The organism is Sulfitobacter sp. HI0129, assembly GCF_001635395.1.
Lineage (GTDB): Bacteria > Pseudomonadota > Alphaproteobacteria > Rhodobacterales > Rhodobacteraceae > Sulfitobacter.
In genome coordinates, this window is record NZ_LWGH01000269.1 from 1 (window position 1) to 11,051 (window position 11,051).

Here is an 11,051-nt window from a genome sequence, read left to right on the forward strand (position 1 = left end):
CTACGCCCTGCGCCGGGCAAGCTGAATACCCCGCACACCCGCGTCTTGCCGCCGCCCGCCCCCGGCCCCTATAAGGACCCGATATCGTGACAGGCGCGCCATTGAGGGGCGCGGCATCGTGAAAGGCCCGCCATGACCTTCCCCCATCGCCATCTTCTGGGCATCGAGCATCTGTCGCCCGCCGACATCACCGCCATTCTCGATCTTGCCGATACCTATGCGGAACTGAACCGTCAGCCGCAAAAACATGGGGATGCATTGCGCGGCCTGACCCAGATCAACATGTTCTTCGAAAATTCGACCCGCACCCAGGCGAGTTTCGAGATCGCGGGAAAACGGCTGGGCGCGGACGTGATGAACATGGCGATGCAGGCCAGTTCCATTAAGAAAGGCGAGACGCTGATCGACACGGCGATGTCGCTGAACGCGATGCATCCCGATCTGCTGGTCGTGCGGCATCCGCAATCCGGCGCGGTCGATCTGCTGGCCCAGAAGGTGAACTGCGCCGTGCTGAACGCCGGTGACGGGCGGCACGAACACCCCACGCAGGCCCTGCTGGATGGGCTGACGATCCGGCGCGCCAAGGGGCGGCTGCATCGTCTGAGCATCGCCATCTGCGGGGACATTGCCCACAGCCGGGTGGCCCGGTCCAATATCCTGCTGCTGGGCAAGATGGAAAACCGCATCCGGCTTGTTGGGCCGCCCACGCTGATGCCTTCGCAGATCGACCAGTTCGGGGTCGAGGTTTTCGATGACATGGAAAAGGGCCTGCGCGACGTCGATGTTGTGATGATGCTGCGCCTTCAGAAAGAACGCATGGACGGCGGCTTCATCCCGTCGGAGCGGGAATATTACCATCGCTTCGGTCTCGACGCGGAAAAGCTTGCCCATGCCAAGCCCGACGCCATCGTGATGCACCCCGGCCCGATGAACCGCGGGGTGGAGATCGACGGGACACTGGCGGACGACATCAATCGAAGCGTGATTCAGGATCAGGTGGAAATGGGCGTCGCGGTGCGGATGGCGGCGATGGATTTACTGGCACGCAACCTGCGAATGGCCCGTTCGGCCTGAGATATATCGGCGATTCGGATGCAACCGGGGGAACACATGGCGGGTTGACCCGTTGGTCTTGGGAAGCAGGAAAGGCCAGACCCATGAGACCGATCGACATTCCGCGCAATGAAACGGGCGTTGTACGCGTCTTTGCCGTCAATCGCCCGATGTCGGAGATGACCACCCTACTCAAGACGCAGGAGAAGGTCGAGGTTGCCGGCGCATTGCTCAATCGCGATGTCACGGAGCGGGATGTGGAACTTTTCCCGGTATCGGACCTGACCGGCGTGGGGCTGCCGTCCTACCTCAGCGATGGGTACGCCATTCCCGAAACGCAGATCCTCAAGGATCACGGGCGGCTTTCGGCGCTCGACGGTTATGTGCTTTTGCTGTTCTCTTCCGCCTTCGACGGGGAGGAGGAGCGGCTGGAGCCCTCATCCGACCTCACGCTGATCGGCACCTATGGCGAGGCACAGCCCGACATGACGGCAATCCCGCTGACCAGCGATGCGGCTGCCCCCTATACCGGCATTCCCACCGGCGCGCCGGTCGTCCCGCCCGAGGGCCGGGGCGCTTCCATGACGCTGGTCACGATCGCGATCGTGATCCTGATCGGACTCGCATTGCTTTGGGCGATGGCCTGACGGGCTGGCGCGACAGGAACCTATGGGGTAATCAAGGGCCATGAAGGAACCCAAGCCCGATCCCAAGATGTCCGGCCGCGTTGCCATAGTTGCCCTGTTGGTCGCCTTCGGGGTTGTGGGGCTTATGGTCTGGCTCGCCTGATCATGGAGGCCGAGTTCAGCTGGGCACCTTCTCGTCAGGCCTTTCTGCGACGCATCGCGATTTCCACGACCCTTACCTTTGCCGGGCTTGCCGTGCTCGGTTTGCTTGTCAGCCTGTGGTTCGAGGCCGGTATCCTTTGGGTCTTTCCCACCTCCGCCATTCTGACGATCGGTTTCGCGGTGGAGGATTATCAGGGCTGGCGCAACGCGCGGCTCGATAGATGGTCCCTTTCGGAAGGGCGCCTGCTGCACGAAGGCCCCGAGGGGATGGGGATGATCTCCCTCACCGATATCAGGCGCGTCCGGGTCCGGTTCGGCACCCGGGTGATCCTCTTTCTGGCGGATGGCACCCGGGTTGCAATGCGGTATCTGCCGCACCCGAGGGAGACCGCCGCGCAGATCGCGGCATTGCTGCCTGACAGCCCGCCTCCTGCACCGTCGGCGAGCTGAGCCGGTGCGCCACCTCCCGACAGTCCCGCCTTTTCTAAACCGGGTTTCGCCGCTAAAGCGGAGGACGAACCAAAACGGGGATGCGCCTTGACCGCCACGCTGCTGACGAACGCCCGCCTGATCGATCCGGAGCGGGGACTGGAATTTCCGGGATCGCTGCTGGTGGAAGACGGTCGTATCGCCGCCGTGATGGAAGACCCCGCGGGCGCTGACGCAGCGAGCGCGAGGGTCGTGGATTGCGGGGGGCTGCATCTTGCGCCCGGCATCGTCGATCTGGGGGTAAAGGTCTGCGAACCGGGTGAGCGGCACAAGGAAAGCTACCGCTCCGCCGGTCTGGCCGCCGCTGCGGGGGGCGTGACCACGATGGTCACCCGGCCCGATACCGACCCGCCGATCGATAACCCCGAAACGCTCGAATTCGTCACGCGCCGCGCGAAAGAGGCGAGCCCCGTCAACGTCGTGCCCATGGCGGCCCTGACCAAGGCGCGCGCGGGCCGTGAGATGACAGAGATCGGTTTTCTCATGGACGCGGGCGCGGTGGCCTTCACCGATTGCGACCGGGTGATCGCGGACACCCGGGTGTTTTCGCGGGCGATGACCTATGCCGGCAGTCTCGGCGCGCTGATCGTGGCCCACCCGCAGGAACCGGGGCTGAGCCGGGGGGCGGCGGCGACCTCGGGCAAGTTCGCCTCTCTCAGGGGGCTGCCCGCCGTATCCCCGATGGCGGAGCGCATGGGGCTCGACCGGGATATCGCCCTGATCGAAATGACCGGCGCCCGCTACCACGCGGACCAGATCACGACCGCACGCGCGCTGCCTGCGCTGGAACGGGCCAAGCGCAACGGGCTCGACATCACCGCGGGAGTCGGTGTTCATCACCTGACGCTCAATGCACTGGACGTGGCCGATTACCGGACCTTCTTCAAACTGAAGCCCCCCCTGCGGGACGAGGACGACAGGCTTGCCGTGGTCGAAGCGGTTGCCTCGGGCCTTATCGATATCGTCTGTTCCATGCACACGCCGCAGGACGAGGAATCAAAGCGCCTCCCCTTCGAGGAGGCGGCATCGGGCGCGGTCGGGCTGGAAACGCTGCTGCCTGCTGCCCTACGGCTGGTCCATGCCGATGCGGTGCCGCTCGCCGTGCTCTGGCGCGCGCTGTCGTTGAACCCCGCGCGCCGTTTGGGCCTGCCGGGTGGGCGCCTTTCGGCGGGTGCGCCCGCCGATCTGGTGCTCTTCGACATGAATGCACCCTTCGTTCTGGACCGTGCAACGCTGCGGTCCAAATCGCTCAACACCCCATTCGACGGGATGCGCATGCAAGGCAGGGTGCGCGCCACCTACGTCGCCGGTTCACAGATATACGAGGCCCCCTGATGCCCATCATCGACAATTCCATTCCCGTTCTCATCTTCTGGGCGGTGGCGGGCTACCTCATCGGCTCCATCGTCTTTGGCCTGTTCATCGCCAAGATCATGAATCTCGGCGATCTGCGCCAGATCGGCTCAGGCAACGTCGGGGCCACGAATGTGCTGCGGACCGGCAACCGGAAGGCGGCGGCCCTGACCCTTCTGCTGGACGCCGCCAAGGGGGCGGTGGTCGTCCTTCTGGCGCGGCTCTTCGCCGGGGAGGACGGCGCGCAGATCGCGGCGCTCTTTGCCATGATCGGCCATTGCTTTCCGGTCTGGAGCGGCTTTCGCGGGGGCAAGGGCGTGGCCACCTTCCTCGGTATCCTTCTGGCCCTGTCGTGGCCCATCGGTCTGGCGGCTTGCGTGGCGTGGCTGGTGGCCGCACTGGTCACGCGCATGTCCTCCATGGGGGCGCTGTTTGCCGCGGCGATTTCCACCTTTCTGCTGGTGGTCATGGGCTATGCGCAGGGGCTGCTGCTGGGGATTGCGCTGACGTTGATCATCTTCGCGCGCCACCGGGCGAACATCACGCGGATCCGCGCCGGGACCGAACCGAAGATCGGCCAGAAAAAGTGACCCCGCCACCGGATGTGCCTGCCCTGCTGCGGGCGCTTCCGACGGGCGGATCCACAGGATCGACGCAGGGCCGCCGCTACGATGTTGTCGTGAGCCATCACGCGGGGGGCCGCGCGGTGAAGCTGGTGGCCGAGGAACGCGGCGGTGCCGATTACATCAGCATGAACTACTATGATCTGGCAAAAGGGCCGCGCCTCTTTCCCTGCGAAATGCCCGCCGAAAAGGTGCTTGCCTTCCTGCGGAACTACCGGCCCGACCCGCCTGCCTGAAGCACGCCGGTCGGGGGCCGATCAATAGGAATAATCGGCGTAGATACGGCTGAGGTCGCCGTCCCACTTGCCGTGGTAATCCTCCAGCAGGTGGTCGGCGGGCACCTTGCCCGTTTCCACGCTTTCCTTAAGCGCATTGAGGAAATGCGTCTCATCCGGGATCAGCCCGCCGGCACCGGGCCGGGCACGAGCCTTGAGACCGGCCTCCGAAAGCGCCAGGGCTTCGCGGGCAATGTCGTGCATCCGCACGCCGCCCGCCTCTGCCTGTAGCCCGTCGACAGAGGCCGCGACTCGCAGCCCCTCACGGGTTTCCGCATCCCATCCCTTGACGAGATCCCATGCACCGTCGAGCGCGGTCTGGTCATACATCAGCCCCACCCAGAACGCGGGCAGCGCGCAGAGCCGCCGCCACGGGCCGCCATCCGCGCCCCGCATCTCGATGAATTTCTTGACCCGTGCTTCGGGAAAAGCGGTCGTCAGGTGATCCGCCCAGTCGCTCAGGGTCGGGATCTCCCCCGGCAGCGCGGGCAGTTCGCCTTTCAGGAAATCGCGGAAGGACTGGCCCAGCGCATCGATGTATTCCCCGTCGCGGTAGACGAAATACATCGGCACATCGAGCGCATATTCCACCCAGCGCTCAAACCCCATGCCCTCTTCGAAGACCCAAGGCAGCATCCCCGTGCGCGCCGGGTCGAGGTCGCGCCACACCCGGCTGCGCCACGATTTGTGACCGTTGGGCTTGCCTTCGAAGAACGGTGAATTGGCAAAGAGCGCCGTGGCCACCGGCTGCAATGCGAGTGCCACGCGCAACTTCTTGACCATGTCGGCTTCGGATTCGAAATCGAGGTTGACCTGAACCGTGCAGGTCCGCCGCATCATGACCCGGCCCATGGTGCCGACCTTGGTCATGTAGTCGTTCATCAGCTTGTAACGGCCCTTGGGCATCAGGTCCATCTGCTCATGCGTCCAGACCGGGGCAGCACCCAGCCCGATGAAGCCTGCGCCGATGCGGTCGGCCACGTCCTTGACCTCCCTCAGGTGGGCGTTCACCTCGTCACAGGTTTCATGGATGTTTTCCACGGGCGCGCCCGAAAGCTCCAGCTGGCCGCCCGGCTCCAGACTGATGTTGGCCCCGTCCTTTTCAAGCCCGATCAGTTTGCCGCCTTCTTCCACCGGTGCCCAGCCGTGGCCGTCGCGCAGACCTTCCAGCATGGCGCGGATGGAACGCTCACCCTCATAGGGAAGGGGTTCATGGGTATCCTTGCAATAGCCGAACTTCTCATGCTCCGTCCCGATCCGCCAATCCGCGCGCGGCTTGCAGCCGTCTGCAAGGTATTGTGCCAATTGGGCGCGATCTTCGATCGGCCCGCCGCCGGACTGGGGAATGGACATCTTTTTTGCTCCGACAGTAGGATAGAGGACCCTGCTTGGATGTAGGCAATCGACGGGGGTGTCAATGCAGGAGCATGTGAGCCGGTCGTTCGGGCGGGCGTTCCCAGATCAGCACCGGATCATGCCGCGTCTTGCGTAATTCGAACAACATGCGTTCGGTGCGGATGCCGGGAAGAACCGCAAAGGCATCGAAGAGTGCTTCCGACCCTTCGGCGTTCACCGGAATGAAAAGCGGCGGCTGGCCCGACTGATCGAGCCGCCAGTGCGCCGGAAACATCTGTCGTTCGAGGCTGAGCCGGTCCATGTCGCGCAATGCGACACTGCCCCCGGTAAGGGGACCGAAATAGGTGATCTGCCCTTCGTCGACCTGTACCGCGCCGGTCCCGCCGTCAGGGCCACGGAACCGTCCACGCTGATAGCCGAGCCAGATCAGGCCGCCCCCGGCGATGATCGCCGCATAGCCCGGTATCGCCAGCAGCAACCCGGGGCCTGCCACGAGCCAGACGCCAAAGACCATCGCGGCCAGCCCCACCAGAACCTCGCGCCAGCGCCAGATCGCGGCTTTCGCTTGGGGGCGCAGAAAACTCACCGGTCCCGCCCCCGCCAAACGAGGTGGGAAAGGGCCGCGCCGGGCCAACCATTATTGTCGAATTGCATCACCAATCCCCGTACCGCTGTTGCCAGAAGGTAAGCGCCGCGACCGCGGCGGTATCCGCGCGCAGTATGCGCGGACCCAATGCGACGGGATAGGCGTGTTCGAGGCCCCGCAACCTCTGACGCTCCGCTTCTGAAAAGCCGCCTTCGGGGCCGATCAGCACGGCCCAGGGTGCGTCCCCCGGCGAAAGGTTGGGCAGCCCTTTCGCCGCTTCGCCTGCAAGCGTCTCGTCGCAGAAAAGGATGCGCCGGGCCGGGTCCCAGTCAGCGAGCAGCCGGTCCAGCCGAACGGCCTCCGCAACTTCGGGCACGTAGAGCCCGCCGCATTGCTCCGCCGCCTCGACAGCATGGGTCTGCAACCGGTCACGCTGCACACGGCCAGAGTTGGTAAACTCCGTCATCACGGGCAGAATACGCGCGGCACCCATTTCTGCCGCCTTTTCGACGATGAAATCGGTGCGCGCTTTCTTGATCGGTGCGAAAAGCAGCCAGAGGTCGGGGGGCATCGCCTGGGGCCGGGTGGTTTCCTCACAGGTCAGCACGCCCGCGCGTTTGCCCGCTTCGGCGACACGGGCGCGCCATTCCCCGTCACGCCCGTTGAAGAGCAACACCTCGTCGCCCGCAGATTGCCGCATGACCCCGAAGAGGTAATGGGCCTGCCCCCGGTCCAAAGGAACCGATTGCCCCACCCCCAGCGGGTGATCTACATACAGCCTGATCTTCGCAGTCATGGGCAGAGATATATGCAAGACCGACCGCCTTCGCCAGATGCACCGGACGCGCAGCGCGTCGCCGATGCTCCGGCGGACAATTGGGTGGACCGGTACGCCCCCGCCGCGGCACGCCCCTATCTGCGCCTCAGTCGCGCGGACCGCCCGATCGGGACGTGGCTGTTGCTGCTGCCCTGTTGGTGGGGCCTGACGCTGGCCATACTCTTCGATCAGCAGCCGCGCCTTTTCGATCTGTGGATCTTTGCGGGCTGCGGGCTGGGTGCCTTTCTGATGCGGGGGGCGGGCTGCACGTGGAACGACATCACCGACCGGCACATCGACGGACAGGTGGCGCGCACCCGTTCGCGGCCCATCCCCTCGGGGCAGGTCAGCGTGAAAGGTGCCCTGCTGTGGATGGTGGTTCAGGCGCTGATTTCCCTTCTGATCCTGCTCACTTTCAACCGGGCGGCCATTGCTCTGGGCGTTCTGGCCCTGTTGCCTGTCGCGATCTACCCTTTCGCAAAGCGTTTCACCTGGTGGCCGCAGGTCTTCCTTGGCCTCGCTTTCAACTGGGGTGCGCTACTGGCTTGGACGGCACATACCGGGGCGCTGCACCCCGCGGCCATCGTGCTCTATTTTTCCGGCATCGCATGGACGCTGTTCTACGACACGATCTACGCCCATCAGGATACCGAGGATGACGCGCTGATCGGCGTCAAATCGACCGCGCGGCTCTTTGGCAGTGAGACCTCCAAATGGCTGCGCCGCTTCCTGATGGCCACGGTCGGGTTGATGGGAATCGCGGTGATATACGCGGCGTTGCCGCAGGCCTCGGTTCTGGCGCTCGTCATCGCGCTTGGGGGGCCATGGGCCATGGGGTGGCATATGGCGTGGCAGCTGCGCGGGCTTGATACCGAAGACAACGCCAAGCTGTTGCAGCTCTTCCGGGCGAACCGCGACACGGGCCTGATCCCCCTGCTGTTTTTCGCCGCCAGCCTGCTGGCATGATTGCGCCGCAGGGCCTGCGCGCGTATCTAGCAACCACGTAAACGGCACCAGAAATGAACGCATGCGCCTATCTGCCCTCCTGACCATCGCCCTGACCTTTACCGCCGCGGCGATCATGGCACTCGTCGCTGCCAATTTTTCGGTAAAGCTGATCGAGGAAAACTCCGAAATCGGCGTGCGCACCGCGCTGGACGACAGCGGCATGACATGGGCCGAGGTACAAGCCAACGGCCTGCAGGTGACGCTGGCCGGTACAGCCCCGACCGAGGCGATCCGTTTCAGGGCGCTCTCCACCGCCGGGTCGGTCGTCGACGCGGCACGTGTGATCGACGAGATGGAGGTGAAGGCACAGGCCAGCATCGCGCCGCCCCGGTTTTCGGCCGAAATCCTGCGCAACGATTCCGGCATTTCCATCATCGGGCTCATCCCCGTGACAACCGACCGCGAAGCGGTCATCGACCGGTTCTCGGCCATGGCGGGGGAAGACAACGTCGCCGACCTGCTCGAAGCGGCTGACTACCCTGCCCCCCGCGGGTGGGAAGATGCGCTGGCCTTTGCCATCACCGCGATGGAAATGCTGCCGCGCGCCAAGGCGTCGGTAGATGCGGGCCTGGTGTCCATCACCGCCATTTCCGACAGCCCCGCCGCCAAGGCAAAGATGGAGGACCGGCTGCGCAAGGCCTCCCCGCCGGGGCTGCGTGTCACGCTCGATATCGCGGCGCCACGGCCGGTCATCACGCCCTTCACCCTGCGCTTCGAGATCGACGAAGAGGGCGCGCGTTTCGATGCCTGTTCAGCTGATACCGAAACCAGCCGCGCCCGCATCCTCGAAGCCGCCGCCAAGGCCGGCGCAAGTGACAGCCCCCGCTGTACGCTGGGTCTGGGTGTGCCCAGCCCCAACTGGGCCGAGGCAGTCGCGGCCTCCATCTCTGCGCTGGCCGAACTGGGCGAAGGTTCCGTCAGCCTGTCGGACGCGGATGTGACGCTGGTGGCGGCAGAGGGCACCGAGCCCGCGCTTTTCGATCGAGTGGTGGGAGAGCTTGAAACCGCGCTGCCCGATCTTTTCGCGCTGCATGCAAAACTGCCCGAAACGGTTGACCCCAATACCGGACCCATCGAATTCACCGCCACGCTCAGCCCCGAAGGTCAGGTCCAGCTACGCGGGCGCGTCAGTGACGAGGGGCTGCGGGAACTGGCGGACAGCTACGCGCGGGCGCGCTTCGGTTCGGAAAGCGTCTATACCGCGACGCGCATCGTTCCCGGCCTGCCGGGCGATTGGGGCAACCGCGTGCTGACAGGGCTGGAAGCACTGGCCGAACTGTCCAACGGGGCCGTGCGCATCACGCCCGAGATGCTGTCCATCTCCGGCAACACCGGCAACCCGGACGCCAGCACCAAGATCGCGGCGCTGCTGGGCGGAAAGCTGGGTGAAGGGGCGGAATACGATATCGCGGTTTCCTATCAGGAAAAGCTGGACCCGGTCGCCGGTCTGCCCACCCCCGACGAATGCGAAGCCGAAATCGGCGAGGTTCTGCGCGTGGGCAAGATCAACTTCGAGCCGGGCAGCGCCACCATCGATGCCTCGGCACTCGGCACGATGGACGACATCGCGGAAATCCTGAAGCGCTGCGGCACCCTGCAGCTTGAAATCCAGGGCTACACCGACAGCCAGGGCCGGGAGGAGATGAACCTCGCGCTCAGCCAGTCGCGTGCCGAATCCGTGTTGAACGAATTGCGCGCGCGCCGCGTGCTGACCAGTTCGTTCACCGCCCGCGGCTATGGTGAGGAGGACCCCATCGCCGACAACAAGACCGAAGAGGGCCGCGAAGCGAACCGCCGCATCGAATTCCGCCTGATCCGGCCCGATACCGTCGATCTGCCTGAGCAAACAACGCTGGAATCCGTGGCCGAAACGGGCGATACAGCGGATACGGATGATCAGGAAGGCACGGACGGGAATGAGCAGAACTGAGTTTGTCATCGCGACGGCGATCATTCTGTTCGTGGCATTCTGCCTCGGATGGTTCGCCAACTGGCTGCTGCACCGTTTCACCCGGGTCGCCGCCGACGATGTGGCGCAACTGGACCGGATGAGCCAGGAATTGCACGAGGCCGAGGAGACGCGCGATCAGGCGATCACCTATCTGCAGCAGCGCGAGGCCGAGCTGACGAACCAGTTGGCCCAGACCGAAGCGGAGTTGCGCGCCGCGATGGACGGGCTGCGCGATGCCCGGCACGAGGCCGAGGAAATGCGCGCCCATCTTGCAGCCCAGCGCGCCAGCTGAGCCACCCCCGCCTACCAGCGGGCGAGCGCGTCTTCGTCTTCATCCTTTGCCGCGACCCAATCCGCCCCCCCGGCGGTGATCTCCCGCTTCCAGAAGGGTGCCCGGGATTTGAGGAAATCCATCAGGAATTCCGCGGCGTCGAAAGCGTCCTTGCGGTGGGGCGCCGCGGTGGCCACCATCATGATCGTCTCGCCGGGGGCCAGCCTGCCATGCCGGTGGATGATCAGCGCATCGCCGAGTGAGAAACGCTCGATCGCGCGGCGCGCCATATCCTCCAGCGCGGATTCAGTCATGCCGGGATAATGCTCGATCTCCATCGCCTCCAGCGGGGCCTCCGGCAGGTCACGCACGATACCCGTGAAGCTCACGATCGCTCCCATGCCGCTGCAACCGGCGCTGAATTCTGCGACCTCACGCCCCACATCGAAAGGGGCTTCCGCCACGCTCACCCGCATCTCAG

At 64.9% G+C, this 11,051-nt stretch carries 13 protein-coding genes; 9 read left to right on the top strand and 4 right to left on the bottom strand.

Annotated features, from left to right (window positions below):
• Window positions 1-132: 132 nt before the first annotated feature.
• The 6 genes from A3764_RS05535 (at window position 133) to A3764_RS05560 (ending at window position 4,542) form a co-directional block, all read left to right on the top strand.
• Window positions 133-1,074 carry an aspartate carbamoyltransferase catalytic subunit gene (locus tag A3764_RS05535; protein WP_067924788.1) on the top strand — a complete coding sequence of 314 codons (942 nt, stop codon included), beginning with the start codon at window positions 133-135 and terminating at the stop codon, window positions 1,072-1,074.
• An 83-nt stretch (window positions 1,075-1,157) separates the two neighbouring features.
• Window positions 1,158-1,700, top strand: a complete 543-nt coding sequence (locus tag A3764_RS05540; RefSeq protein ID WP_067924790.1) for a hypothetical protein — start codon at window positions 1,158-1,160, stop codon at window positions 1,698-1,700.
• Between the two features lie 144 nt (window positions 1,701-1,844).
• On the top strand, window positions 1,845-2,291 hold the full coding sequence (locus A3764_RS05545; protein WP_067924791.1) for a hypothetical protein: 447 nt from the start codon (window positions 1,845-1,847) through the stop codon (window positions 2,289-2,291).
• 87 nt (window positions 2,292-2,378) lie between these two features.
• Entirely contained in the window at window positions 2,379-3,665 is a 1,287-nt protein-coding gene (gene pyrC, locus A3764_RS05550) for a dihydroorotase (protein ID WP_067924792.1), read from the top strand.
• A complete protein-coding gene (gene plsY / locus A3764_RS05555) occupies window positions 3,665-4,273 on the top strand; it encodes a glycerol-3-phosphate 1-O-acyltransferase PlsY (protein ID WP_067924798.1) in 609 nt (202 codons plus the stop codon). Before pyrC ends, plsY begins: the two co-directional genes overlap by 1 nt.
• A complete protein-coding gene (locus A3764_RS05560) occupies window positions 4,270-4,542 on the top strand; it encodes a hypothetical protein (RefSeq protein WP_201722110.1) in 273 nt (90 codons plus the stop codon). The genes plsY and A3764_RS05560 overlap by 4 nt, the downstream gene beginning before the upstream one ends.
• 21 nt (window positions 4,543-4,563) lie before the next feature.
• On the opposite strand, the gene A3764_RS05565 is transcribed toward A3764_RS05560, so the two are convergent.
• From A3764_RS05565 to A3764_RS05575, 3 genes are all read right to left on the bottom strand, one after another.
• The gene (locus tag A3764_RS05565; protein WP_067924800.1) at window positions 4,564-5,934 is read right to left on the bottom strand and encodes a glutamate--cysteine ligase; all 1,371 of its coding nucleotides are present in this window, start codon (window positions 5,932-5,934) and stop codon (window positions 4,564-4,566) included.
• 61 nt (window positions 5,935-5,995) lie between these two features.
• Window positions 5,996-6,523, bottom strand: a complete 528-nt coding sequence (locus A3764_RS05570) for a hypothetical protein (RefSeq protein WP_067924802.1) — start codon at window positions 6,521-6,523, stop codon at window positions 5,996-5,998.
• Between the two features lie 67 nt (window positions 6,524-6,590).
• The gene (locus tag A3764_RS05575) at window positions 6,591-7,319 is read right to left on the bottom strand and encodes a 16S rRNA (uracil(1498)-N(3))-methyltransferase (protein ID WP_067924805.1); all 729 of its coding nucleotides are present in this window, start codon (window positions 7,317-7,319) and stop codon (window positions 6,591-6,593) included.
• 12 nt (window positions 7,320-7,331) lie between these two features.
• Here A3764_RS05575 and ubiA point away from each other — a divergent pair, with 12 nt between their 5' ends.
• The 3 genes from ubiA to A3764_RS05590 all read left to right on the top strand — a co-directional run bounded on the left by ubiA (window position 7,332) and on the right by A3764_RS05590 (window position 10,591).
• Window positions 7,332-8,306 carry a 4-hydroxybenzoate octaprenyltransferase gene (gene ubiA, locus A3764_RS05580; protein WP_067924809.1) on the top strand — a complete coding sequence of 325 codons (975 nt, stop codon included), beginning with the start codon at window positions 7,332-7,334 and terminating at the stop codon, window positions 8,304-8,306.
• A gap of 61 nt (window positions 8,307-8,367) precedes the next feature.
• Window positions 8,368-10,278: an OmpA family protein gene (locus A3764_RS05585; protein ID WP_067924812.1), complete on the top strand. Its 1,911-nt coding sequence runs from the start codon at window positions 8,368-8,370 to the stop codon at window positions 10,276-10,278.
• Window positions 10,265-10,591 (top strand): hypothetical protein, encoded by a 327-nt coding sequence (locus A3764_RS05590; RefSeq protein WP_067924814.1) that lies wholly within the window; start codon window positions 10,265-10,267, stop codon window positions 10,589-10,591. The genes A3764_RS05585 and A3764_RS05590 overlap by 14 nt, the downstream gene beginning before the upstream one ends.
• 11 nt (window positions 10,592-10,602) lie before the next feature.
• Here the strand turns inward: A3764_RS05590 and A3764_RS05595 are convergent, their stop codons facing one another.
• Window positions 10,603-11,046, bottom strand: a complete 444-nt coding sequence (locus A3764_RS05595) for a molybdenum cofactor biosynthesis protein MoaE (protein WP_067924820.1) — start codon at window positions 11,044-11,046, stop codon at window positions 10,603-10,605.
• Window positions 11,047-11,051: the final 5 nt, after the last annotated feature.